The sequence below is a fragment of the Paenibacillus sp. EKM212P genome (genome assembly GCF_011066115.1).
Lineage (GTDB): Bacteria > Bacillota > Bacilli > Paenibacillales > Paenibacillaceae > Paenibacillus > Paenibacillus polymyxa_B.
This window is the reverse complement of sequence record NZ_JAAMNR010000009.1, coordinates 85,904-112,798: the sequence shown is the minus strand read 5'-3', so window position 1 is coordinate 112,798 and position 26,895 is coordinate 85,904. Positions and strand designations below refer to the sequence as shown.

The following is a 26,895-nucleotide window of genomic DNA, read 5'->3' as shown; positions in this document are numbered from 1 at the left end:
TATGTCCATATACCTATATATTCATACAAAAAACATCGAAAAATGTCGAAAAGGAAGGGGCTTAATAAGTCTGGAAATGAAAAGAACACCTTCGCATTACTTCGCAAAAGTGCTCTTTCTGGCAACTATTCAGTTTGTTGCATCTTATTTAATTGAAGCGACGTATTCTTCGCCCTTTTCTTTATCATATTGGCCTTCCCATTTGGACATGACCACAGCGGCAAGCGAGTTACCTAATACATTGACTACCGTACGCGCCATATCCAGAATGCGATCAATACCAGCGATAAAAGCCAAACCCTCCAGCGGGAGGTTCACTGCTCCAAGTGTAGCGAGCAAAACGACAAAGGAAGCACCCGGCACCCCTGCAATACCTTTGGATGAAATAATCAAAACTAGTACCAGCGTGATTTGTGTCGTGATTGGCAGGTCAATACCATACATTTGGGCAATAAAAATCGCAGCCAGTGCCTGATACAGGGTGGAACCGTCCAGATTAAAAGAATACCCAATCGGAATGACAAAGGACGTAATTCCTTTAGGACATCCGAACTTCTCCATCTTCTCCATGATCTTAGGCAGTACACTTTCCGAACTGGCCGTCGAATATGCAAGCAACAGCTCACTTTTCAATATTTTAACCATGGTCCAGAGTCGGGTACCGCAAAGCTTGGCAATAATTCCAAAAACAATCACAATGAACAGTATCATGGAGCCGTACACCGACAAAACAAGCTTCAATAATGGCCATAACGAGGCCAATCCAAACTTGGCTACTGTCGTTCCAATCAGTGCAAATACACCGAACGGAGCCAGGCGCATGACCTGATTGGTTACCCAGAACATGGCGTCGGCTACGCCTTCAAAGAAATTCAGCACAGGCTTGCCTTTGTCACCAATCGCCGCTACCCCTAATCCAAACAGTACGGAGAAGAATATAATAGCCAGCATATCTCCCTCGCCCAGGGCGTGAATAACATTGGTAGGAACAATATGCACAATCGTATCTATAAAGCTATGGCCTGACTTCTCTGCAGTCTCTACATAGGAATGGATATCACTCTTGGCCAGGTGGGACATGTCCACGCCGTCACCCGGTCGAACCAGATTGGCAACAAGCAGTCCGAAAAGGATGGCGATTGTCGTTACAATCTCAAAGTACAGAATAGACTTTCCGCCGAGTTTACCCAGTTTTTTCATGTCGCCCACGCCGGCAACGCCGATAATGAGTGTTGAGATCACAATAGGCACGACAATCATCTTGATCAAGCGGATGAAAATATCGCCGATTGGCTTTAAGTAGACTTCCACCCCTGAATTGCCGTAAAATAAGGCACCAATAATAATACCTAAAGCCAGACCGATAAAGATTTGCATCGTCAAATTAATCTTTTTCACTTCGTGTCCCCCCTGGCTGATTTGTATATTTTTGCAGTATGCTGTTCTTAATATTCAAATGATGTTATTTATACTACAATCTGATCTATAAAAAACGACAATTATCTACAGCTGCATTTATTTTTTTCTATAAATTCACAAACTTTAACGGCGAGCCTGTGAATTTAGCTCACATTGCCTTTCTGACTGAATACCCAGGAGGTGAATATGGATGAAGTTGAATACGCTCCTTTTCCTGCTCATGCTTGTATTTGTACCGCTCGCAGGTGAGCTGAATATTCACCCGTTCGCTAATACATTCCGTCTCAGCTTTGGTACGCCTGTATTTTTTTTCTTTCTGTTATCTATTCGTCATATTCCGCCTGCATTATCGGGAGTGCTTACAGGGATAGCGGTAGTCGCCTTTCGCATCTTACTCAATCATTACACTCAGCCCGGCCTTCCCTTCGAAGAGTTGCTGACACTGCACGGCCCTACCTTTTTTTATTACATGGTCTACGGCCTGCTCTTCCAGGTCCTTAACATTAATGCTGAGCCTTACCGCGCACTCCGCGTGGGCATCCTCTCTGTAGGGATTGAGGTTGCCGCAAGTGTGTCTGAACTTAGCGTCCGGTGGAGCATGGACGGCGATTTCTGGGACATCATTAAGATCAGCAAAGTAGCTTTCATGGCTATGATCCGCAGCTTCTTCGTGCTTGGATTTTATAATATGATTCGGTTAAATCAATCGGTCCAGCATGAAGAGGCACAAAGGCAGCAGACGGAGCGAATTTTACTCCTTGTATCGGACTTGTATGAGGAGTCGGTCCAGTTAGGCAAAACGCTGTCACATGCAGAACAAATCACTCGTGAAAGCTACGAGCTGTACCGTGAGCTGCAGCAGGATGAGTCTCTGAAGGACAGAGAACATTACGCCAGACAGGCACTTCGTATTTCTGGACAGGTTCACGAGATCAAAAAAGACAGCCAGCGGATTTTTGCTGGTTTGTCCAAGCTGATTGATGCCGAAAGCGGAGTGCATTACATGGCCTCTCAAGAGCTTGGGGAGCTAATCATCCGAACGAACAGCAAATACGCCCAATCGCTAGACAAGTCTATTCGTTTTACCCTAGATGTCGATCCATTGTTACCCAAGCTGCATGTTTATACCGTTTTGACACTTATTAATAATCTGACAGCCAATGCGGTTGAAGCAATGAAGAACAACGGAAGGATTGACGTTTCCATTCGCTGTCTACCGGGAAAAGAGGATATAGCTTCCTTTAGTGTTACCGACAACGGTCCGGGGATTCCTCAACGGAAACGGGAAATGGTCTTCACACCAGGGTATACGACCAAGTATGATGAGGAAGGACAGCCGTCGACCGGTATGGGATTGTTTTATGTACGTGAGGTCGCGGAGAGCCTTGGAGGAACGATTGAACTGCAACAGGATGAAAAAGAGAATACAGATAGATTACAGACCACTTTTAGAATTACATTGCCTTTACGGAAACTGACGGAGAAAGGAAGGTAGCCCGGATGCGTTTTTATATTGTGGATGACGATCAGGGAATTCGTTCTATGCTGGCAGACATTATTGAAGACGAAGGTCTAGGAGAAGTCATCGGGGAAGCAGAGGATGGTACCTACGTGAATAGCGGCCTCCTGGAGCTGAACCGGATTGATGTATTGCTGATCGACTTGCTGATGCCGCTTCGTGACGGCATTCAGACCGTGCGTGCACTCGGCGATCAATTCAGCGGCAAAATCATTATGATTTCTCGCATCGAATCCAAAAACATGATCGGCGAGGCATACTCGCTCGGTATTGAATATTATGTGGCCAAGCCTTTGAATCGACTGGAGATTATTGCAGTTATTCATAAGGTGGCTGAGCGTCTGCGCATGCAGCAGTCGATTACGGATATTCAGCGCACGCTTCAAGGGTTGTCGATGTTCACAACGAATAACCCAACGGCAACAATTGAACCGACCCGAAACATCGTAACTTCCGGGCAGTTTCTGCTCTCCGAAATGGGGATGATCGGCGAAGCCGGGAGTATGGATTTACTGGACATGCTGGAATTTCTGGACCAGTATGAGGAGGAAACAGGCAATCTATCTCCCTATCTGTTCCCGTCGTTGAAGGATATATTTGCTAATGTAGCGTCCAAACGGTTAGGGGCTTCAGCCTCAGCAGTAGAGCTGAGTAAGGAAATCAAAGCATCGGAGCAGCGTGTCCGCCGCGCTATTTTCCAGACACTAAGCCATATAGTATCGCTCGGATTGACCGACTATACCCATCCTAAATTTGAAAATTATGCATCCAAATTTTTTGATTTTACAGAAATCCGCAAAAAAATGTTGGAGCTGCAAAACAATGTGGAGCCTTCACTGTCCCAAGCCCGCATTAATACGAAAAAGTTCGTACAGGTGCTCTATATGGAAGCAAAACGGCTATTACACTAAGCATTTTGCATAAATCCCAAGAGTATTCACAAATCAGCAATATATAGATCGGAACGGGTTAGTCCGTCTATATATTGTGCCCTCGAGCGTTGGGAATCGAATTATGCAAAATGCTGACATTAAAAGAAAAGCACCTGCATCTCCCCATGTATCTATTACTTGGAGATTAACAGGTGCCCATCGTTGATGATTCGATATCCCTTTAGTCCAGACTCTTGCCCTGCCACTCCATAGCTTCCAAGAGATCTACACCATCGGACAGCAGACGTTTCAAGACATTCAGATCTTCCGAGCTATAACGATTTAAAAATTGAAATAACTGCTGCTGTACCTTAACATGCAGTCGTTCATGCACAAGAAAGAGTCTTTTCCCCAACGGGGTTAACCGAAAATAAATTTCTTTCTTGTTGTCGTTAAGCTGGGTTCTGCGAATCCAGCCTTCCTTGAGCAGCTTGGTGCTGACTTTCGAAACTGTACCCTTGCTCAGCTCAATTCGATCCGCTAATGTCGTAACATTAATCGGCTCATGCCTCCCAATACAGTCAATGACGTGCACATCCGTCAGATTGAGTGAAGCAATTCCATCAAAATGCTCGTGGATTTCTTCGAGAATAGTCATGCTCTCTCTCTGCTGATGCTGCTCCAGCTGGTGATTCATCTTAATGAGCAAATCATAAACATGCTGAACTGATGTCGCTTTCTCCATACGAAAAAATGGTCACTCCTTTGGCATACTCCTCCTTTCATTATAGCTCATTTTTGTTTCATAGAAAACAATATATGCATACGGAAAGCTCCCCTTTAACATTTCCGTATATATACAAAATATATCTATTGTAGATACTTTGTTTCCTTTGAAACAATATTATTTTATTATAATCGAGAATGATTATCAACTGCTTTTAAAAATTATTTTTGTTTCTCTTCATACTACGTGGGTATTTTTATTTTGAAAAATATAATTGTATAATCGTAAAATGAGAATAAGCTAGAAACAAGTTCTCCATAGAAGGGATGATGATACATGTCGGATGCAAACCAATTATTCGGTCAAGCACTGGTTAAATCACTGGTTGGGGAACGTGGACATATTCGAGTAGCTCGGGCTTTACCAGACATCGACGTCGAGCTGGCAGGGAAGAAAAATGCAGAAATGCCTTACAGCATTTATCAACTGCTGAAGCATATGATTTACTGGCAGCAATTCATGCTGGAGCATTTGGAAGGACGGAAGCCCCAGCTTCCGGGCAATGTCATGGAGAGCTGGCCCGAAGAGACTGGACCGCAGAGCGAAGAGGCATGGCAGGCTGTCATTAACGAATTTTTACAGGGCGTAGATCAGGCTGTGCAGATTGCCGAAACCGCACAACTGGATGATTCACTAGCTCATTTTCCAGGTGAAACGAAAGCAGGACTGCTGCGGAATATCGCTTCCCACAATTCATATCATTTGGGTGAAATCGTGCTGCTACGCCGGATTTATGGAGCTTGGCCACCACCAGGAGGCGGCTTTCCAGCCTAAAGGCAACACCACGTTCTAATCAAGCTTTCCTCCATCCGCTGCTCCATACCTCCATCATTGCATTGGGATTTAGGCACCGCGAGGAACTCGCTTGCGTACCCTATATGGGAACCCGCTAACTCGACCTGAAGCCGTTTATCCGTAATCAGGTGCAATCCGAATAACGGTTCCTATGATGCAAGATCAAAGAGAGGTTTCGAGGTTATGGTGAGACACTTATATTTAAATCGTAATATCGCCTGTATGATCGTGATCAGCCTTATTGCTAACATGAGTGGAAGTATGATCCTTCCACTCTTTGCTATTTATGTAGAGCAATTCGGGATATCCATACTCGGCATGAGCATTTTATTTTCTCTATTTTATGTAGGTAGATTTCTTGGTGGAGGCTTGGCAGGACGAATTTATAAAAAGATTGGCGCAAAACGCTTGGGGTTGAGCTTACTTATTGCTGAAATCGCTTGTATGCTCCTGTTTCCGATTGCAACAAGCTTCATCATTCTATCCCTACTGAGGCTCCTCCAAGGCTTGGTAGCCATAGGGCTAACCGTCTTTGTAAGAGTCACGATCAACCATATGAGCACCGCAGAGAATCGAGGTACGCTCAATGGATATATCAGCAGCAGTGAAGGTGCCGGTATGATTTTAGGGCCTCTTATGAGTGGAGCTATTGTTTCTTATTTTTCTTTATCCATTCCGTTTTATTTCGTTGCTATTTTCTCATGTATATCCTTCGTTGCCGTTTCAAGAATGACTTTCCTCAGTTCTCCCTTAAAGCCAAAAGAACAGCATTCGCTCCCTCTGAAACCCAAAGGAAAAACCATGTTAACGAAACAGTTACTTGTCTATTCTACCGTTCATTTTCTTGAAATGAGTGCATTCGCTATATTTTTAACGTACTTCTCTGTATATGCAACCTACAAGCTCCATTGGAGCCCCGCAGAAATCAGCTTAGCTTTTACAATTATCGGCATATCGACCTTCATATTAGCCCCCTTTATTGGCAAACTATCTGATCTACTTAAGGATCGCTTGATGCTTTGTATCATCGGTCTATTGTTGATCATGGTGGAAATCATCTTATTTCTTTGGTTCACAGAACCGTGGATCGTATACTTAGGGATGTTCATCGGAGGTATAGGAGGAGCCAGCTATCTGGATTCCTTTTACTCGCAACTAGGGGATGTTATTCCTGAGGAGAATAGAAGCTCATTTATCGGCAACGTCGTATCTTTGTCCGAATTGGGGGCCATTGTGTCTCCGATCATCGCAGGTGCACTCATGGAACGGTTTAGCATCAACACTCCCTTTTACTACAATTTGATTTTGGTGTTGATCGCTATAGTTATCCAATATGTTATTCGTTTTAAGTCGAAATCTATAAGAAAAAGGCCAATTGCATAAGCAACTGGCCTCCTTTCTTTTCATCACAGCTCCAACTCAACTGCAACCCCAAAATGATCCGATACAACTGGTCCTGTTTTCCCGTTCAGTACAACGGTTGAGGATTGAACCTGTGCAGCCTTATTGGAAAAGATAAAGTCAATACGGAGCGGCTCCGCATTACTTTCCCAGCCAGCAATAGCTTTAATCACCGTGTGGCCTTCATCACGTACTGCTGCATTCGGATAGGTGTCCGACCAGCCGGATTGCAGTACATAGTCATATCCTTCTCCGCGCACTTCAGCCGCGTTGTTGAAATCACCCATCATGAACACAGGAGTCGGAGCAAAAGAATTTAGCACTTTTGTTGTACGATCCCATAGTCCACGGAAGGATTCTTCATCATTCCACCAGTTAAAATGTCCACTTACAAACCAGGCCTGCACTCCGTCCACCACAGTTTGAATGCCGACAATTTTACGCGAGCGGTAGTTGTCATAATCCTGTAGCGAGGAAACATATTCGTTCACCGTAGCTGTAATCGGTGTTTTGGACAGAATCGCCAACCCCTCGTCATATTTGGCAAAACCAACATGCGCGGGAGCCCACGTCCAATGATAGCTATCAGACAATAGCCCGTTCAGCACATAAGCATAGTTATCACGCTTAATGACAACTTCAGGATCTGCGCTATGGTAAGTGCCCAAATCGTCCGCTGACAAAGGAGCCTCTTCCATGGACTGGTTCACTTCCTGTAAAGCAATAACATCAAACTGCTGTTCATCAATAAAAGCAGCCAGTTGCTTTAGCTTATCATGCTGGTTTTCTTCCATCCAAGCATGTGCATTTAAGGTTAACAACTTCAAAATAATCACCTGTTGAGTATGTCTTGTATATCTGATTTAAGCACATCGGCCTTCGGTCCGTAAACCGCCTGCACCCCATTATCTACTTTTATCAAGCCCAAGGCACCCAGCGCTTTCCACGTCTTTTCGTCCCCAACGGCATCCGTATCCTTCACCGTCACACGCAGACGGGTCATGCAAGCGTCCACCTCGACAATGTTCTGCTCACCCCCAAGTGTCTTAATGATATCCGTAGCCAGTTGATTTTGCGTGGAAACAGCTGCCACACCCTCTGTCTTCGTATTCCCAGCCACGGAAGTCCCTTGAGGCTCCTCATCCGTATAGTTCCCCAGTCTTCCCGGCGTAGCCATTTTGAATTTACCGATCATAAAATACGCGATAAAGTAGGTTGCTACCGCAAACACCACACAAGTCAGCACGAAGTTAATAATATCCTGCACCAAACCCGCATTTATAGACAACGGCATTCGGGTCAGCAGTTCAATCATACCAAACGAATGTAAACGCAAATGTATGATGTCGGCCATTCCGAACGCAATACCGGTAAGAATAGCATAAACCACATACAGCACAGGCGCCACGAACATAAACATGAATTCCAGTGGCTCCGTTACCCCTGTTAAAAAGACAGCTGCGGCTGCCGAAAAGATCATCGACTTGTACTTGCTGCGTTTATCTTTGTCTACACGGCGATACATAGCCACCGCTAGTCCCATAAGGATACCTGCTCCACCAATCATTTGTCCTACCTTGAAGCGAGCAGGCGTCACGCCTTCCAACAAGCTATTGTAGGCTGTCGGATCAGTACCACGAAGCGCACTCAGGTCACTTGCCCAAGCCAGCCACAGCGGGTCTTGCCCGGCAACGACGCTTCCTGCCCCGGAACCCGTAAGTGTCGTGTAAACGCCACCAAGTTGAGTATAGTTAATAGGAACGGTCAGCATATGGTGAAGTCCAAAAGGAATTAGTAGTCTTTCCAGTGTACCATAGACAAATGGCGCTACAAAAGGAGCCGACTCCCCTGAGGTCGCTAACCAAATACCGAACTGATTAATCCCCCCCTGAACAAATGGCCAGATGGCAGACATGATCAAACTTACGATGACAGACCATAAAATCACGACAAAAGGAACAAAACGTTTACCGTTAAAAAAAGCTAAAGCGTCTGGCAGCTTGCGGTAATTGTAGTACTTGTTAAATACCACGGCTCCGACAAAGCCGGAGATGATACCGACAAACACACCCATATTAAGTGCAGGCGCCCCTAAGACAGAGGTAAAATAGCCACTAACCGGAATGGATGCACCAAAAAGAGTGTGGGTGGTGGCACCCTCCTGGGTTAGCATTTTCGAGGACACACCCAAAATCGTTCCTGTTGAAATATTAATGAGAATAAAGGCAATTAAGGCCGCAAAAGCTCCGCCCGCCCGTTCCTTAGCCCAAGAACCACCAATCGCTACCGCAAACAGTATGTGTAAATTATTGATAATACCCCAACCCAAATTCTCCATAACCCCGCCGACGGTCAACCAGAAATGGATATCACCAGCCAACATCGCCACTACTTTACCAAGCGAAATCATAATCCCGGCTGCCGGCATAACAGCAACAACCACTAGCAGTGCTTTCCCGAGCTTTTGCCAAAAATCAAATGATAGAAGTTTTTTCATGCTCCTTCAATCCCCATCCCTTATAGTATGTACAGCGTTGTTTGTACCCTATAAACATTATGCAATCGGTTGCACAATTATTATAATGATATCGCTTTCTATTGGCAATACCCTAATTGTAAATATCTTGGCTAATGATCATAGAAATACTCGAAAAAGCCGCGAATTTGTTGATTTTCGAGCAATATCGTATGATAGAACATAATATTTCCTGCTTGAGATAGCAAAAGGAGACGAAGACGATGGCAGTAACCATCAAAGATGTCGCAAAACGTGCTAATGTTGCTACTTCCACCGTATCCCGTGTCATTCAAGACAGCCCCAAAATCAGCGAAGCGACCAAGGCACGTGTCCGTAAAGAAATGAAGGCGCTTGGCTATGAACCCAACTATTCAGCTCAGAGTCTGGCTAACCGTGTCACACAGTCCATTGGCATCATTATGCCTGAATCGGATGTGGCAATCTTTCAAAATCCGTTCTTTCCGGAAAGCCTTCGCGGGATCAGCGAATGGGTAAATGAGCACAACTATACACTGTCCATTGTCACAGGAAAAACGAGCGATGAATTGCTATCCCGCGTGAAGCTGATGACCCGGACCGGGCGTGTTGACGGCTATATTGTTCTGTACTCCAAGCAAAAAGATAGCATTGTGGAGTACCTTCATAAAGAAAAAATACCTTACACCGTAATCGGTAAGCCTCAGCAATTTGTCAGTGAAACTACCCATGTAGATAATGATAACTACCAGGCTGCCAAGGATGTGGTCACTTATTTGACTGGGCTGAATCATCAGCACATTGCTTATGTTGGCGGTGATCATGAACACATCGTGAATATTGAAAGACTCCGAGGCTACCAGGATGCGTTGCGAGAGGCAGGCTTGCCTTTACCCAAGGAATACGTGGTCAGGGAGCCATTTAATCTGGAGGGCATGCGCACATTATTGCAGGCCACCCCGCCGCCTACCGCGATGATCGTTAGCGACGACCTTGTAGCCATGGCAGTACAGAAAATGCTTTCTCAGCTAGGCGTGTCCATGCCAGAGCAGTTATCCATGGTGAGCTTCAATAATCTAATGCTGGCTGAGCTGATGAATCCCCCTCTTACCTCCGTGGATATTGATATCTTCACTCTAGGTTATCAGGCAGCCAAAAGCCTGATTGAAAAAATCGAGGACCCCAAGGAATTGACCAAGCACATCATTGTTCCCCACCGAATCGTGGAGCGCAAATCCAGCCAATTACTATGATTCTTAGCGGAATGAACAAGAACTGATTTTGTGGAAACCCATAAAATCAGTTTTTTTTGCGTTGACAGGGCAAACGGTTGCACTATATACTGAACTCGCTCATATACTGGTTTCGTTAAAACAACGATCTCATTTTCCGAGAGGGGTACGCAATCATGGTTTACAACCGATTATTTGACGTAGATAGCTGGAAGCTGACAACACACACTCTACATAGCACACACATGCGATTACAGGAAAGCATAACGTCCATAGGCAACGGTTATATGGGCATGCGCGGCAATTTTGAAGAAGCTTATTCAGGTGATCATCATCAGGGAACGTATATCTCCGGTGTATGGTTCCCCGACAAAACAAAGGTCGGCTGGTGGAAAAACGGCTATCCTGAATATTTTGGTAAGGTCATCAATGCCATGAACTTCATCGGCATCCGTCTGATCGTAAACCAAGAGGAAGTAGACTTATTTACGGCACACATCAGCGATTTTGTGCAGGAGTTGGACATGAAACAGGGGATCCTGCGACGCACCTGCACCGTGAACGATCAGGTTCGTATCACTACGGAGCGTTTTCTGAGCATCACCACTCGTGAGCTATGCCTGATTGATTACCAAGCAACGAATATAAGCGAGCAGCCTCTAACCATAGAGCTTGTCCCTTATTTGGACGGCAATACGAAGAATGAAGACACGAACTATGACGAGGTTTTTTGGTTGGAGGAGGCCCGAGAGGTTCAAGAACAATTCATCAGCCTGTCCACAACAACTATAGATAATCCCTTCGGTATTCCGCGCTTTACCGTAAACGCTACCATGGGTATTGTGACCGAGGGACAGGATCTGCAGACGACGGAAGAGAGCTTTTTGTATGCTGCACGCCACTATCAATACAGCGTCGCTCCGGGCGACAGTATCCAGCTGCAAAAAATTGTAGCGGTTACCACCTCACGGGATATGGAAAAGGATTCACTGATTCCACAAGCTGAACGCATCGCTGTGGAGGCTGTGAACAAAGGCTACACCTCCCTCAAGCAGGAGCATGTCGCAGCTTGGGCTCGACGTTGGGACAAAGCAGATGTAGAAATCGAGGGAGATACAGAGGCCCAGCAGGGAATACGCTTTAACATTTTTCAACTGTTCTCTACGTACTACGGCGAAGATGCCCGTCTGAACATTGGTCCCAAGGGCTTTACAGGTGAAAAATATGGCGGTGCCACCTATTGGGACACAGAAGCATATGCCGTACCTATGTACCTGGCGCTCGCAGACCCGGATGTAACCCGAAATCTGCTGCTGTACCGTCACCAACAACTAGAGGGTGCCAAGCATAACGCAGCCCAGCAAGGGCTACGGGGTGCACTATACCCTATGGTCACTTTTACAGGTGTGGAGTGCCATAACGAATGGGAGATTACCTTTGAGGAAATCCACCGTAACGGGGCCATTGCGTATGCCATTTACAATTACACCAACTATACGGGGGACTCCTCCTACCTTCATCAGTACGGCATAGATGTACTGGTCGAAATTAGCCGCTTCTGGGCCGACCGGGTTCACTTTTCCAAAAGCCAGCAGCAGTATATGATCCACGGGGTTACCGGGCCGAACGAATACGAAAATAACGTCAATAACAACTGGTATACCAATACGCTGGCTGCATGGGTTTTGAAATATACCTTATCGGTCTTACCTCAAATTTCAGCAGAAAAATCGGAGCATCTAGCGGTTACGGCTGATGAGCTTGCACATTGGCAGGATATCATCACTCACATGTATTATCCCTATGATGAGGAGCGAGAAGTCTTCGTACAGCACGATACCTTTATGGATAAGGATTTGCAGCCTGTATCCTCCCTTGATCCCAGCAACCTTCCACTAAATCAGAAATGGTCATGGGATAAAATCCTTCGTTCCTGCTTCATTAAGCAGGCAGATGTGCTACAAGGGCTGTATTTCTTTGGAGACCAGTTCACGCTGGAAGAAAAAGCGCGCAATTTTGCATTTTACGAGCCAATGACTGTTCATGAATCCAGTCTGTCCCCGTCCATTCACGCCGTCCTGGCTGCCGAACTCAAAATGGAGGAAAAGGCAGTCGAGATGTATAAGCGGACGGCCCGTCTGGATCTGGATAACTACAATAACGATACCGAAGACGGACTTCATATCACTTCCATGACGGGAAGCTGGCTGGCGATTGTACAGGGATTTGCCGGGATGAGAACGTATCGTGAAACATTAAGCTTCTCCCCCTTCCTGCCTCAAGGCTGGAACAAATATACGTTTAAAATCAACTATCGCGGTCGCTTGTTAAGTATTCTCGTACAGGAAAATGAAGTAATCATTACCCTGTTGGACGGAGAACCGCTGACGCTGGAGCTGTATGGAGAGCCAACGCACATTACCAGCGGGCAGTCGTTAATGACGAACAGCGTTTCATAAATCGGGCAGACAGGGGGAAACCAAATGAAAGCAGTCATTTTTGATCTGGACGGAGTCATTACAGATACCGCAGAATATCATTTTCAAGCATGGGGCAGCTTGGCGGCAGCGCTGAGCATCCCTTTTGATCGGGAATTTAATGAACAGTTAAAAGGAATCAGCCGTACGGAATCGCTCGACAAAATACTGGCGCGCGGCAACCTGTCAGATAAATTTTCAGAAGAAGGCAAGCAAGAACTGGCCACACGGAAAAATACGGAGTATCAGCGGCTCATTTCAGCTGTAACTCCCTCGGACATTCTTCCAGGCATTAAAGCGCTTCTGACAGAACTTCGTGAAGCCCGAATTGGCATCGCGTTGGCCTCTGCAAGCAAAAATGCAGCGTTTATCCTGGAGCGACTGGAGCTAGCCTACTATTTTGACAGTGTGGTGGATGTTACCGCCATTCAGAATGGCAAGCCTGACCCGGAAATTTTCCTCACCGGAGCCGCAAACCTGGGCGTTCAGCCTGCCGACTGTATCGGTATAGAGGACGCACTGGCTGGCATACAGGCGATCAAGGGTGCCGGGATGTTCGCGGTCGGTGTAGGAACACCTTCGCAAATGCAAGGTGCGGATATCGTGGTAGCCACTACTGCCGAGCTTTCTCTGAGCATGTTGGAGGCACATTTCTACGAATTCAAAAAGTGACTCCACTCGGAGAAATTTATGGCGTTATCTCGGGGATAAAGTACCCTCGCCTCATATGTATGACCAAAGACGGACACCACTGGTGTTCGTTTTTGTTTACATATACTCAAAAAAATTCCCTCTGTCTCTCGCGTCTTCAGCTCCTCCATCGTCGAACACGTTAGGCTACCATTCCATGAATATTTATCGCTATTTTACACATATTACATGCATATCGTGATTTAAGCTTTCGAAGGAGGACGAGTCATGGCAAGATCACTCGAGGTGAAATTGGACCATCTAAAAAAGACCCTGGGTCATCTTCCTGATGTCGTCTTCAAAAAAATGGACGTGGGACAAACGGGAATTCATGTAGTGATGGTATATCTCTCCGGTATTGCGAATACGGGCATAATTAACGAACAAATCGTTAAGCCACTCATTTTGACTGGAATCCGTGAAAACCACTCCCAAGTTAATCTGGAGAAAATAAAGGAGGAACTGATACAGCAGACGGCATTTACGATCGGTATGAAAGAAGGGGCAGACCTTGAAGCATGTGTAATTGAAGTGTTATCGGGAAATACTTGTCTGCTGATCGAAGGAACTGATGAAGTTTTTTTTGCTTCTACGGGCCAGTTTCCTTCGCGAAGTGTCGATGAACCAAGCACCGAGACTTTGGTTAGAGGACCGAGAGAAGGTTTTATTGAAGATTTGGAAAGCAACCTGGCAATGGTAAGGCGGCATATCAAAGATCTAAGTTTCAAAATAGATAAAATGACCATAGGAAGGAGATCTTCACGGAAATTAGCGATCTTGTACATATCAGATATCGCAAATCCAGAGCTAGTTCAGGAAGTTAAACGAAGAGTCGAAACGATTGATGTGGACGATGCTTCCGATACCGGGATTATTGAGCAATGGATTGAGGAACATTCATGGTCTCCGTTCCCACAGATTCAAGCCTCTGAACGTTCGGATAAAGCTATAAATGCTTTAATGTCCGGAAGAGTTGTCATTATGCTTGATGGCACTCCTTTTGTTCTGATTGCTCCCATGACCTTCTGGATGCTGGCTCAATCCCCAGAGGATTATTACGAGCGTTTTCCTTTAGGAACATTTTTTCGTATGCTTCGTTTAATGGCTCTGTTCATTGCAACATTCCTGCCTTCGCTATACGTTGCACTTATTTCTTTCCATCCTGGATTAATCCCGCCTGAGCTGGTGATGTCTATCGTTGCCTCAAGGGAAGGAATTCCTTTTCCCGTTTTTGTGGAAGCTCTAATTATGGAGTTATCATTGGAAATATTACGCGAGGCAAGTCTGCGGCTACCTAAAGGCATAGGACAAGTCATCGGTATTGTAGGCGGTCTTGTTATTGGACAAGCAGCGGTCGAGGCGGCGGTCGTAAGTGCTTTTCTGATTATTGTCGTTGGTCTTACTGCTATTGCGTCCTTTGCAAGTCCGCAGTACAGCGGCAGTATTGGAATACGGCTTCTTCGTTTCCCCATTATGATGATTGCAGGGATTTATGGGCTGTATGGCGTGATTTTAGCCTTTATTTGTTTAGGCATACACATGGTCCAGATCAAAAGCTTTGGAGTTCCTTACATGTCACCCCTAGCCCCAATTCGGCTAAGAGATCAACAAGATACTTTTATTCGGGCTCCTTTTAAATACCTCAAAAAGCGTCCTATGATGCTAAAGACACAGGATGAAACACAATCTAACAGGAAAAGGAAGTAAGCCAATGATCTCTTACATCTTTCTGTTTCGTCGAACCCTATGGGTGCAAAAATGCGCCGCCGTATGGATCGCATGTGCTCTCCTCACCGGTTGTTGGGACAGCAGAGAGATCGATAACTTGAGTATTATTCAAGGCGTCGCCATTGATACAGATCAGCAGGATATGCTGGAGCTTACCTACCAGCATTTAATAGCGCAGAAATCCAGAAAAAATATGTATAGCAACGTAACAACCTTTAACAAAAATTCCATTCAGTCTGCTTCAAGGGAACAGGCCAAACTGGTATCCCGTGCTCCTTTATATAGTTTTATTCGCTTGATTTTGATTAGTGACCAAGCTATACAAAAAACAAGAATCGATCAATTGTTAGATACGTTTACTCGCTCCTATAAACCGAGTCGAAAATCACTTGTTATGATCGTAAAGGGCAGTGCGAAAGAAGCGCTCAATAAGATCGGCAAACATAAAGAGATACCTTCCATTGACCTTGAAGCATTGGCTAAAAATAGCGATTTCAACTCCAAAATACCCTATAGAATAACATTAGGGGAAATTTCTACACATATTTCACAAGGATCTGACTTCGTCGTTCAATGCCTAGAAACCAATGAAGGCAACCACTTCTCAGGCGCAGCTTTGGTCAGCGGCAAAACGAAGAAATTTGCTTATTGGCTAGACGAAGAGGATGTTATCGGGATCAACTGGATGCTGGGAAAAACGAAGGGTTCCATTATTAAAGCTGAGGACCCAAAGACGAAACAACACATGGTCTTTGAAGTTGAGGATGCCCATAGTAAACTTATTCCCCACCTCAATGGACAGGATCTCTCATTCACGGTTCGTATTAAAGCAGATATCAAACTAAACGAAAACTCGGTTAATTCTGAAGACTTCCTGAAGGAATCATTCATCCGAACCGCCAAAGAAGCGGCGCAAGATGAAATCAAACAGACCCTATCCCAATCGCTAAACACACTTCAGAAAGAAATGAGAGCAGATGTAGTCGGTTTTGGAACAAAAGTAAAAGTGAACTATCCCGCTTACTGGGATCGGGTAAAGGAAAATTGGCAAGATACATTCAGTCAAATACCAATCGACGTTCAGGCTGAAGTACAGATTGAACGAACAGGTGCTTATACAAAAGGAGAGGGAGAGTAATGTCCAACATACCTTCCATAAAACAGGAAAAAATCTCCACAATTCAAGCCTTACTTACAGTCACTTCGACCGTGTACGCTGTGGGAATTGTCAGTTTGCCAAGAACCATCGCGGAAAAGACGCAAACGCCCGACGTGTGGCAGGGACTTTTGCTGGCAAGTCTGCTTGGGGTAGGGGTCGTTTTTATCCATGTTAAACTGTGCCGGAGATTTCCAGGGAAGACGTTCTATGAGCTCAATCCTGTGATTGCGGGTAAATTCATCGGCCTGCTCATCAATATTGCATTTATTGCACATTGCACGATGGTCTGCTCTTTTGTATGTAGAATGATGGCGGAATTCCTCAAAGGTCTTGCACTGGAGAAAACCCCAATAAGTATGATCCTCTTACCGTTTCTTCTGCTTATTGGGTATTTGACCTGGGGCGGTCTCCATGCAATGGTTCGATTAATCGAGCTTTTTTTTCCTTTAACCTTTATTGTTTTTTTATTGTTGGTCGTTCTTAATGTCAACCATTTTAATCTTGATAATTTGCGCCCTGTTTTCCATAAAGGATGGCGTCCGATCTTTGAATCACTTAAAGTTATACCATTCTCTACAATGGGTTTTGAATCCATCCTTATACTAACTAATGTGATGACCCACCCACAAAAAGCATGGAAGGCTGGGTCGATCGGCTACTCGATTGCAATGGGTTTGTATATTTTAATGGTAACGATGGTCGTCGGCTGTATGTCAGTTGAGGAAGTTTCCCGACTGCAATGGCCAGTCGTTTCTTTTGCACAGCAAATTGAATTCCCCGGCGCGTTCCTGGAACGATTTGAAATATTATTTATCATTTTGTGGACGATCAAAATCTTCATGACCGCCTCAAACTATTATTTCTATATTGTTGCCGGGATCAGCCAGCTCACCCAAAAGTGGAATAGGTACATCTGTTATCTCCCGTTAATTTTATTATTTTCCCTGAGCATGTATCCCCAAAATTTTATTGAAATAGGCAACTTCGATAAAATAATAGGTTATTTTGGCATTATTATATGCGCGGCAGTCCCCGTGGTGCTTCTTGTTATCTCTATGGTCTTCCATCGAACAGAGAATCCGGATGGGAAACAGTAGAGGATAGCCCCCTATTCTTGCCCGATGACTCAAGTCCCCTTACGCTACAGAGTAAGGGGACTATTTGCTTTATCCGGTGGATATCCTTCGGAATTTTCCATCTGCTCCCTCCACTCAATTTATATTCGTGAACTGATATAATGGAAGAGTTAAGCTACTACCTGATCAACTATTCTCTCTTAGGAGACTAATGCATATGAAACCAACCTATCTTATGGATGATATACAGTGGCAACAGCTTATTCAAAACGTGGCTGACCATTTTAATGACGTGACGATCAAACGAGGTTTCCAGTATTTTAAGCAAGGAAAGGTAAAAGAATTCGCAATGCCTGATGCCGACCATATTGCGGCTGTCGTGGATGGAAGCGAGCTATACGAGGTGGATCTTCACTTGAGTGCTTTTGCTGCCAGCAGATGCACATGCCCTGTCCACACCAACTGCAAGCATATGATCGCCGTACTACTGAATTACGCGAATGAACAGGAACGTTCTGTACATGCTTTAGTGAACGCTCATTCGGCGGGATTCACCCGATTGGCGGCAAAAGCTGACACGCGTACTGTACCTCCTTCCCGGTCAAACCTTTCATCGGATCACAAGGAAACAACAAGAAACGCTCTCAGCAAAACTGCAAGCCAAATACCGGATATGCCCATTTCAGAGTGGCATGATCTGTTCGACCAGTGTATCGCACTCAACCATGTGAACACACAAAATTCCCAATATGTCCAAAGCGCTCTAGCCTCAATCTATGCTGTGAAGCCGCCGCTTTCACCCGGCATGCAACAGCTATACGGACTGCATGCTCATCTGCGTGTGCTGGAAAAGCTGGTACCTCAGTCTCCCATGCCGGGCTATCCCTCTCATACCTATATGGGGTATTACACGCAAATTGCTGCCGATGAGCTTAAAGAAGCTATCGAACGTGATTTTGAGAGTCCACTGGAGCTGACCGATGAACCAATGCAAGAAGCCCGTATGGCAGAAACCTTAGCCTATTTACGCCGAAAAATGCTGACAGAATCGCGTAACGGTACTTATTTTTCAGACACGTATTATCAGTTTTGGCTGTACTGGGTGCATCCCGAAAGACAGGACTTCAGCATATATACGGAGGAATTACAGCATTTACAGGCGGCTGAGGGGGATCTCGGCACAACTTTAGCACGGCTTCCATGGATGTTGGCTCGCAGCTGGATGTATATTTACCAATCGCACGATAACGAAGCCTGGGCAATGCTTCAGGAGGCGGAACGAGCTTTCCCACTAAAAATCTCTTCCAACCAATTGCTTTTGTTCTTAGAGGCGTTGCGCAAAGCCGAGGATTGGGCACGTCTCAAGGACGGACTGCAGCATATCGGTCCCCTGCTTCACAGTCATCGGGATGACCATTTACAGGATTATATGCATGATTGGGATGTGGTTTTGCAGCACCTTCCAGAAGCGGAGCAGGACATGTGGGACACGCTGGTGGGTATGCTTCCATTTGCCGGAGGAATGTATGAAGAGGCGCTGCTTGCCCACGAAAAATGGCGGTCATGGATCGACTATCAGCTAAGCATACGCAGTGAACCATTGAGTTTTCGAGTGAGCGTGTTACAGCCCATTGAAAAGAACGCGCCTGAGTTACTACTCCCCTTTTACCATCAAGCGGTAGAACGTTATGTGCTAGAAAAAAACAGAGCCAGCTATAAAGCAGCAGTCAAGCTGTTAAAGCGACTGTTCAAGCTGTACAAGAAAATGAAGCAAGAATCACGCTGGGAGCTGTTCTTCACGACCTTCACCAGCCGTCATAGCCGCCTGCGGGCGCTACAGGAGGAATTGCGGAAAGGGAAATTGTTATCATGAGTCAATATACCGAAACGATTACCGTGCATATCCAATTAACTACCTATGGAGACGCGCTGATCTATGGCGATTCCTCCATGAACTATAGCATTTCCGGCCAAATTCTGAAGCAGCGTTTGTTTGCTTGGCATGAGGCTTCGTTTTATGGCACCGAGCTGGAGATTCAACATGTTCAAGACACGGATATTATCCTGCTGCCTTCGGAGCAGGTGATTCCTTTTCTGGCAGAGCGCGAGCTTCTAAAGCATATCGAATGGATCTGGGACGAGGCCCATGCCCCGTGGCTTCGGCTGATCCCTTTACTTGCTCACTGTATTGAAGCGAAAGCATATGTGCCCAGCTTCACGGCATTCCAGGCAGGGAAGCTGCAATGGATGTGGGATGCGGAAGCACTGGAAAACATCCAACCGGCAGAGCTTGCTTTGCTAGGCAGCTTGGAGAAGGACGAGCAGGATGGGCTGATAGCGGCGTTCTCGGCTGCCGTATTTCAGCGCTGGTACGGCACTGAAGCGGAAGCCGCCGATTTGCGAAGAGAATATCCAATTCTCTTCGCTCCCAATCGCCCGGCGGCGGGTCTGGACGCGCGGGCCTGGCTCATCGCCATCGGCTGGAAAGCCGATACCGCGCCCTTTCGGCCGCTTCTGCAACTGCTGGAGCCAGAGCTGGAGGACGACGAGCCGTCCTGGCAGCTCAAGCTTGTGTTGCAGGACAAGCAAGACCCAGCGTTGCTGGTGTCTGTACAGCTCGCCGATGATGGGTACGCATCCGGCTCATGGCCCGATGTCTGGACAGCGCATGTCCGTGAGCGCTCAGCCGGGTGGCTAGAAGGCTTGACCTCGATTTTGCCTGCCGGGCAGCGTGCCGGAAGCCGCGATGACGTGCTGAATCGCCCGCTCTCCGACGAAGCAGCGTGGCAATTCCTGACGACCGACAGCCAGCGTCTGCTGGAAAGCGGTTGGCAGGTGTTGCTCCCGGCTTGGTGGGAGGCAGCTACCCGCAAGAAGCCGAAGCTGCGGGCCAAGGTACGCCCGGGCGAAGGGGCGGGAGAGCGCACGAAGGGCAGCTCGCTGTTCGGACTGGACTCGATTGTCCAGTTCGATTGGCGTGTTGCCATTGGCGACGCCGATCTGAGCGAGTCGGAATTCGCCGAGCTGGTCGCTCGCAACGAGCGCTTGGTGCGCTTCCGCGGGCAATGGATCGCGCTCGACCCCGCGTTGCTGGCGCAGATCCGCCGGGCCATGGCCGGGATCGACAGTGCTCAGGGATTGTCCTTCCAGGACATCCTACAGCTACATCTGCTCGGCAACGCCGACGAGCCTGAAGGCGACGCCTCGGGCGAGCAGCCGGAAGATGCGGCACGCTTCCGACTGGAAGTCGAGCTGAATGCCCATCTGCTGAAGCTGATCAGCCAGCTCGGACGGCAGTCGGAATGGCCTGCATTGGACGTGCCGGACGGGCTGCAAGCCGAGCTGCGGACGTATCAGCGGGACGGGTATGCTTGGCTTGCCTTTTTACGACGCTTTGGATTGGGTGCGTGCCTGGCCGATGACATGGGACTCGGTAAAACGGTGCAGTTTATTACTTATTTACTGCACCTACAGGAAATTGCCGCTGAGACGGGTGTCCGCTCCAGTTCGCTGCTGATTTGCCCGACGTCGGTGCTGGGCAACTGGCAGAAGGAGCTCAGCCGCTTCGCTCCTTCATTAAGGGTCATGCTGCACTATGGAAGCAAGCGGGAGCAGGGAGACCTGTTCCGCGAAGAAGTCGAGCAGGCCGATGTCATCCTGACCTCCTTCGCTACGGCAACCCTGGATCAAGAGCTGCTGCAAAGCATGACCTGGGATTCGGTCTGTCTGGATGAAGCGCAGAACATTAAAAATGCGCAAACCAAGCAATCCACAGCCGTGCGCAGCTTTCCTGCACGTCATCGGATTGCGTTGACTGGGACACCTATTGAAAATCGGTTGTCCGAGCTATGGTCCATTTATGATTTTATCAATCCAGGTTATCTGGGCAGCTCACGCGCCTTTAGCAATCGCTTCATTAATGCTATTGAGAAGGAACATAACGAGCAGCGCACGTTAGATTTGCAAAAGCTGGTTCAGCCTTTCATGCTGCGGCGCAAGAAGAAGGACCCTGCTATACAGCTTGATTTGCCTGACAAGAATGAGATGAAAACGTACATTCATCTGACCTCTGAGCAGGGCGCGCTCTATGACCAGATTGTCAAAGAGTTGATGGAACGGATGCAGAAGCTGGAAGGGATTGAACGGAAAGGAGCCATTTTATCCGCCCTTACCCAGTTGAAGCAGCTTTGTGACCATCCTGCCCTCTTAACCAAGGAGGCACTCCCGAATGCCGCGGATTCCGGTTATAGTCAGGCCGATCTTGAAGCGGTCATTAGCCGTTCATCCAAGCTGGAGCGCATTCTGGCTATGGTCAAGGAACTGCGGGAGGAGGGCGAGCGCTGCCTTATTTTCACACAGTATATTGGTATGGGGCAAATGCTCCAGCGGGTACTCGCTCAGGAGCTGCAAGAGCCTGTGCTCTATCTGAACGGCAGCACATCCAAAACGGCCCGTGACCGAATGATTGATCAATTCCAATCTCACACGCTCCCCCCTGCCGAGCAGCCATCCGTGTTTATTTTGTCGCTCAAAGCCGGAGGGGTAGGTCTGAATCTAACGGCCGCCAACCACGTATTTCACTTTGATCGCTGGTGGAACCCAGCTGTTGAAAATCAGGCCACAGACCGAGCCTATCGGATGGGACAAACGAAGGATGTACAGGTGCACAAATTTATCTCGCTGGGCACGCTGGAGGAACGCATTGATGAAATGCTGGAAAGCAAGCAGCAGCTTAGCGACCAAATCATAACCAGTACCGAGGGCTGGATTACTGAGCTGTCTACAGACGCGTTAAAAGACCTCTTTACGCTACGACGCGATTGGGCATGATGAGGTCCCGAATCGAACGATAATGTACATGGAGTGTCATTTTGAGTTCGATATATACCTATTTATAAGAGGTCATAGTTTATAACACAGTCCAAAACTCCTTTGTGTGCATTTACTATCTCATCACAACAAAGGAGTTGATTTGAAGTGGCCATTCGTCCTCCACAAACATTGAAATCTACGGGCAGAAAGGTTCCTGTTACGAGATATCGCAATGTGAGCCCTACACAAACTCTACGCCGATTTACAGTTATCTGGGCTAACACAAACGGTGTTCCTTTTAACACAACCGGATTCTTTGCTATACTCCGGCGTCTAGATGGAAGCTTTGTCCAAGCTGCAGGCTTCGATGGTTTTGGTACTGCGCGATTTAACAATGTTCGCACACCTACGAACCAGCCTTATATTCTGCGTACTTTTAGAGATGATGGAGTATTATTCCGCGTTAGATCCGTACCTGCTGGCGTATCCTCGTTTGTCGTTATTGGTTAAGTTCATACCGAACGCAGCCTAGACGTAGTTAACAAAAAAAGCAGCCAGCAACAGAGCTTATCTGTACTGGCTGCTTTTTTATATGGCCTACCTATTCGGAATCTTCTTCCACCATTGCATTTTTCGTAACGGACGTATTGTACACCGTTTTGAGCCAGTTTTCACTCGACCAGTTCAGCTTACCTGCACCCGCTCCATCCTTGGCCTGCAATTGAGCAACCAGGTTAGCAGGGTCTTCGGCTGTATAGCTGTATGGCAACGTTGTGAACCCATTCCAAGAGAAGTCCTTGGTCTTGGCAGGGTAAGGGGCTAACGGGCTATTCGCATCGTCACTGCCTCCTCTGAATACGGTACCGTTGTTCGAAAAGATAACGTCCTCGGCTTTGATTTTACCTGTGTAATCCGCTTTGTTAGGATCTTTTTGATTATTACGCACTGGAGAAAATACATCAATTAAATAAGACTTTTCTAGCAACACCGCGCCGTTTTCTGTTGAAATTGCACCATTACCCACGACATCAAAATGGTATCCTTTTGCGGCAATTGCTTTAGCCATGTCAGAAGTAATTCTTTTTTTGGCTCTGGCCAATCCGGCATCGTCCATAACGATGTTATATGCATGAGCATTACCACCACGCAGACGAGGCATGCGATCCTGAATATCCAGATAGTAATTATGATGCAGCGTCACCTCCAGGTCTGCATTGTCGGAGGCCATTTCCGTAGCACCAATCAGATGCGCCTTCTTTTGCCCTGCTGCAATATCAATGATATCTTCTTTACTCATGCCTACTGCACTGCTTCTCAGATAAGCGTACATAGGATAGGAAGACTTGTCTGCTTCCATGGCGTTGACTTGTTGGGTTACCCAGCTGTTCGAGCTGCGGTCATCTCCTTTGAACAAAGACCAGGAAATCGTAACTCCGTTACTACCTTTTTTCACATCTACCAAACCATCATAGGCTTTGTTAAATGTACAGTGGTCGATCCATACCTTGGAACTTGTACCTTCGATGGTAACATAATCCCAGTCATTCTTATCATAGTTCCCTTTGGTTGCTTCATCCCACTCCCAAAGCTCATCAAATTCGAGGTTACGGAAAATCAAATTAGAGCTTCTTTTGATGACAAAGCCAGCATGTTTGATTTTCGCACCATTGGCAGAGAAAATCGTAACCCCATTCATATTTTCGATATAGACTTTGCTCACACCTGTCTTTTTCAGAACAGGATGCGTCTGTACAGGATTGTTGGCACTAAAAGGCATTACCTTGGCAGCACTAGGAATTTCATTCCAACCGAGATCAAGATCGTTCATAATCTCAATCACTTTGACTTTGCTGCCTTTCTTCAGTGCTTCGTTGAGATCTACAGCGTTGTAAACCTTTTTGTAGTTGGCATCTGTATCCGCAATGTTGCCACCACCTGTATTACCATACGAAAAGCCAGTCAAATTATAGTTATTTTTAGAGTTAACATCAGGGTCCACCCCAGGAGTCGGTTGTGCTGTACCTGGTGTTTGGTTCACAGGCGGTGTTCCTGGATCTACCTCGGAAGAAGCACCGGATACCATCACATTATCGAATTGGGCAGCTGCTTTGGAGGTTACCAAACCAATGGCTCCAGCAGTGAGGCTGGTGTCTGTTGCGGACAGCTCCAGTTGATCATTGACATACATTTTGATTTCCGAACCGGATAGTTCCAGCTTAACTCTGTACCATGTATTCGTGTCTAGTTTGTATTTTTTATGGGTAGCCAATGTCTTCATAGAACCTCTGACTTTTTTTCGAATCTCAAGAGCTCCGTCTTTTTTGTTGTACAACGAAGCTGCATAGAAGTTGTTGGAATCTGTGTATCTACCTGCAACGTAGACTCGATTGGAGCCATTAAAATCATTTACATATACATCTGCTTGCACGCTATAGTTCGTCCATGAGGCATTACCTTTGACGGAATGGCTTTCGCTTCGACTAGATTGTTGGTATGTAGATCCATTCCCATCCTTGACCACAGACCAGTTCCCCGATCCTGCGGTCCAGCCTTGAGCTTCCCCTTGTTCAAAATCATCACTTATCTGTAAATTCCCATCCGCATGTGCATGACCTAGCAACGGTAATGATAAAGACAGTACCAACGTACTGCTTAACATTACACTTGCACATTTTTTTAACAAACTCGACTTCATATAACAGTCTCCTTCTCGATTAGATTCATGAATACTAAAGCAAAGGTTGCACCGTTTATCGGACATGACATGCCCAACGGTATATAACGTACTGATGAAGGGAATAATATTCCAACACCAATGAGGGCCCTAAGCGCTATACTCCAATAATTATAGACACTTAAATAAATATTAAAATATGTCTAATTACTTATCTTTTGTCTTAATTTCTCTATTAATTTTGCATCCTTTTTCGTGAACACACCAAATGCTGTTTCATAAAATCACAAAAAACGATATTTTTTTATTTTTGAATAAGACATACGGTTGTCATATTGGGAATGGTACATATAAAGGGTGAGTATCATCCATATCATTTAAAGGAGCGATGAGATGTCCAGTTACGAATACGCCTCCAAATCAGAGTTAAAGGAAGCCATTCATGCCTCCTACTTACGATTTGACGGTGAGTTCCAGGAAATCGACGAGAGCCAAAAGGATATTCGTATCCCTGAAGTAGATAAAACACCCGCAGAAATGATTGCCTACCAGCTCGGATGGCTTCATCTTGTCATGACATGGGACAAGGACGAACGGGAAGGAAAAACCGTGATCATGCCCGCCCCCAATTATAAATGGAATAGACTAGGCGAACTATATCAATCATTTTACAAGACCTACTCCCACCAATCTTTACATGAATTACGCGATATGTTCAAGTTGGCTGAGCAAAAGTGGCTGGATTGGATCGACACACTTAGTCATGAAGAGCTCTTCACTCAGGGCGTTCACGACTGGACAGGGACTAATCCGAACTGGCCCATGGCAAGATGGATTCATATCAACTCGGTGGCACCGTTTAAAACATTCAGAGCCAAGATACGGAAATGGAAGAAATACAAAGTTCAACAGTGATGAAAAAAAGTGTGCATTGTGCTACAATACTTGAGTTGTATCGGGATACATTTAGGGAAGGGTAAGTGAAACGCCATGCTTATTATTGGTATTGCCGGCGGTACAGGTTCCGGTAAATCGACGGTAGCACGCGCCGTCGTTGAGCGTCTGGGATCTAATAAAGTGACTTTCATATCTCAGGATAACTATTATAAAGACCATTCACATCTGAGTTATGGTGAACGTGCTTTGGTCAATTATGATCATCCGTTTGCCTTTGACAACGAATTGCTTATTGAGCATCTCCAATGTCTGAAAAAAGGACAAGCGACACAAGCGCCCGTGTATGACTTTACGGTTCATGCCCGCTCCACGGACGAGACGGTAGAGCTTCTGCCGAATCATATCGTTATGTTGGAGGGTCTGCACGTACTGTCAGACGAAAAGCTCCGCAGTCTGCTTGACATCAAAGTATTTGTGGATACGGACCCTGATGTGCGTATTCTCCGTCGGGTTCTTCGCGATATTGAGGAACGCGGCCGCACCATCCATTCGATCCACGATCACTATTTGACTACCGTTAAGCCGATGCATGAGGCATTTATTGAGCCTTCCAAGAAATACGCTGACCTGATCCTTCCTGAGGGAGGACACAATGAGGTTGGTATTCAACTGCTGTCTATTTTGACTGAGAAATATTTAGCAGGAGATCGGACATGGGGTACTGTATAAGGTAATCCCGGTTATTTAGGCTGTCGAGATTTTCTCGACTGCCTTTTTTGTTGTTTTATATGCCATTTGGACTAAATTTTTTTGGAATCCCCGCGTGGTTTATGTTAGCATGTAAAGATTAAATGCTTTAGATT

At 46.2% G+C, this 26,895-nt stretch carries 20 protein-coding genes; 15 read left to right on the top strand and 5 right to left on the bottom strand.

The features are described from left to right. Nucleotides 1–144: 144 nt before the first annotated feature. The gene (locus G9G54_RS21795) at nucleotides 145–1,398 is read right to left on the bottom strand and encodes a cation:dicarboxylate symporter family transporter (RefSeq protein WP_061831913.1); all 1,254 of its coding nucleotides are present in this window, start codon (nucleotides 1,396–1,398) and stop codon (nucleotides 145–147) included. A gap of 211 nt (nucleotides 1,399–1,609) precedes the next feature. Here G9G54_RS21795 and G9G54_RS21790 point away from each other — a divergent pair, with 211 nt between their 5' ends. Both G9G54_RS21790 and G9G54_RS21785 read left to right on the top strand, forming a co-directional pair. Then, nucleotides 1,610–2,914, top strand: a complete 1,305-nt coding sequence (locus tag G9G54_RS21790; protein ID WP_165179586.1) for a sensor histidine kinase — start codon at nucleotides 1,610–1,612, stop codon at nucleotides 2,912–2,914. Between the two features lie 5 nt (nucleotides 2,915–2,919). Further along, nucleotides 2,920–3,849, top strand: coding sequence for a response regulator (locus G9G54_RS21785; protein WP_165179585.1), 930 nt, complete (start codon nucleotides 2,920–2,922; stop codon nucleotides 3,847–3,849). Nucleotides 3,850–4,051: 202 nt separating this feature from the next. Here G9G54_RS21785 and G9G54_RS21780 read toward each other — a convergent pair whose 3' ends face one another. After that, nucleotides 4,052–4,555, bottom strand: a complete 504-nt coding sequence (locus tag G9G54_RS21780) for a MarR family transcriptional regulator (protein ID WP_165179584.1) — start codon at nucleotides 4,553–4,555, stop codon at nucleotides 4,052–4,054. Between the two features lie 318 nt (nucleotides 4,556–4,873). On the opposite strand from G9G54_RS21780, the gene G9G54_RS21775 reads away from it, so the two are divergent. Both G9G54_RS21775 and G9G54_RS21770 read left to right on the top strand, forming a co-directional pair. Next, nucleotides 4,874–5,371 (top strand): DinB family protein, encoded by a 498-nt coding sequence (locus G9G54_RS21775; RefSeq protein WP_023986557.1) that lies wholly within the window; start codon nucleotides 4,874–4,876, stop codon nucleotides 5,369–5,371. Nucleotides 5,372–5,575: 204 nt separating this feature from the next. After that, on the top strand, nucleotides 5,576–6,775 hold the full coding sequence (locus G9G54_RS21770) for an MFS transporter (RefSeq protein WP_165179583.1): 1,200 nt from the start codon (nucleotides 5,576–5,578) through the stop codon (nucleotides 6,773–6,775). Nucleotides 6,776–6,798: 23 nt separating this feature from the next. Here the strand turns inward: G9G54_RS21770 and G9G54_RS21765 are convergent, their stop codons facing one another. Next, nucleotides 6,799–7,620, bottom strand: coding sequence for an endonuclease/exonuclease/phosphatase family protein (locus G9G54_RS21765; RefSeq protein WP_165179582.1), 822 nt, complete (start codon nucleotides 7,618–7,620; stop codon nucleotides 6,799–6,801). 5 nt (nucleotides 7,621–7,625) lie between these two features. Then, complete coding sequence (locus G9G54_RS21760) at nucleotides 7,626–9,290, bottom strand: PTS transporter subunit IIBC (RefSeq protein ID WP_061831906.1); 1,665 nt, start codon at nucleotides 9,288–9,290, stop codon at nucleotides 7,626–7,628. A gap of 242 nt (nucleotides 9,291–9,532) precedes the next feature. Here G9G54_RS21760 and G9G54_RS21755 point away from each other — a divergent pair, with 242 nt between their 5' ends. From G9G54_RS21755 to G9G54_RS21715, 9 genes are all read left to right on the top strand, one after another. Next, nucleotides 9,533–10,540, top strand: coding sequence for a LacI family DNA-binding transcriptional regulator (locus G9G54_RS21755; RefSeq protein ID WP_165179581.1), 1,008 nt, complete (start codon nucleotides 9,533–9,535; stop codon nucleotides 10,538–10,540). A gap of 155 nt (nucleotides 10,541–10,695) precedes the next feature. Next, a complete protein-coding gene (locus G9G54_RS21750) occupies nucleotides 10,696–12,978 on the top strand; it encodes a glycoside hydrolase family 65 protein (protein ID WP_165179580.1) in 2,283 nt (760 codons plus the stop codon). A gap of 24 nt (nucleotides 12,979–13,002) precedes the next feature. Continuing rightward, nucleotides 13,003–13,668: a beta-phosphoglucomutase gene (pgmB, locus tag G9G54_RS21745; RefSeq protein ID WP_165179579.1), complete on the top strand. Its 666-nt coding sequence runs from the start codon at nucleotides 13,003–13,005 to the stop codon at nucleotides 13,666–13,668. A 246-nt stretch (nucleotides 13,669–13,914) separates the two neighbouring features. Further along, nucleotides 13,915–15,393, top strand: a complete 1,479-nt coding sequence (locus G9G54_RS21740) for a spore germination protein (protein WP_165179578.1) — start codon at nucleotides 13,915–13,917, stop codon at nucleotides 15,391–15,393. After that, complete coding sequence (locus tag G9G54_RS21735; RefSeq protein ID WP_342355992.1) at nucleotides 15,362–16,552, top strand: Ger(x)C family spore germination protein; 1,191 nt, start codon at nucleotides 15,362–15,364, stop codon at nucleotides 16,550–16,552. Before G9G54_RS21740 ends, G9G54_RS21735 begins: the two co-directional genes overlap by 32 nt. Continuing rightward, nucleotides 16,552–17,670, top strand: a complete 1,119-nt coding sequence (locus G9G54_RS21730; protein WP_165179576.1) for a GerAB/ArcD/ProY family transporter — start codon at nucleotides 16,552–16,554, stop codon at nucleotides 17,668–17,670. Before G9G54_RS21735 ends, G9G54_RS21730 begins: the two co-directional genes overlap by 1 nt. Nucleotides 17,671–17,866: 196 nt before the next feature. Then, nucleotides 17,867–19,522, top strand: a complete 1,656-nt coding sequence (locus G9G54_RS21725) for an SWIM zinc finger family protein (protein ID WP_165179575.1) — start codon at nucleotides 17,867–17,869, stop codon at nucleotides 19,520–19,522. Further along, nucleotides 19,519–22,479: a DEAD/DEAH box helicase gene (locus tag G9G54_RS21720; protein WP_165179574.1), complete on the top strand. Its 2,961-nt coding sequence runs from the start codon at nucleotides 19,519–19,521 to the stop codon at nucleotides 22,477–22,479. Before G9G54_RS21725 ends, G9G54_RS21720 begins: the two co-directional genes overlap by 4 nt. A 147-nt stretch (nucleotides 22,480–22,626) precedes the next feature. Then, complete coding sequence (locus G9G54_RS21715) at nucleotides 22,627–22,971, top strand: hypothetical protein (RefSeq protein ID WP_061830247.1); 345 nt, start codon at nucleotides 22,627–22,629, stop codon at nucleotides 22,969–22,971. Between the two features lie 91 nt (nucleotides 22,972–23,062). On the opposite strand, the gene G9G54_RS21710 is transcribed toward G9G54_RS21715, so the two are convergent. Then, on the bottom strand, nucleotides 23,063–25,156 hold the full coding sequence (locus tag G9G54_RS21710) for a pectate lyase family protein (RefSeq protein ID WP_165179573.1): 2,094 nt from the start codon (nucleotides 25,154–25,156) through the stop codon (nucleotides 23,063–23,065). A gap of 372 nt (nucleotides 25,157–25,528) precedes the next feature. Between G9G54_RS21710 and G9G54_RS21705 the strand changes: the two genes are divergently transcribed. Together G9G54_RS21705 and udk are read left to right on the top strand one after the other, a co-directional pair. Continuing rightward, on the top strand, nucleotides 25,529–26,050 hold the full coding sequence (locus tag G9G54_RS21705; protein WP_165179572.1) for a ClbS/DfsB family four-helix bundle protein: 522 nt from the start codon (nucleotides 25,529–25,531) through the stop codon (nucleotides 26,048–26,050). Between the two features lie 75 nt (nucleotides 26,051–26,125). Further along, nucleotides 26,126–26,761, top strand: coding sequence for a uridine kinase (gene udk, locus G9G54_RS21700; RefSeq protein ID WP_165179571.1), 636 nt, complete (start codon nucleotides 26,126–26,128; stop codon nucleotides 26,759–26,761). Nucleotides 26,762–26,895 lie beyond the last annotated feature (134 nt).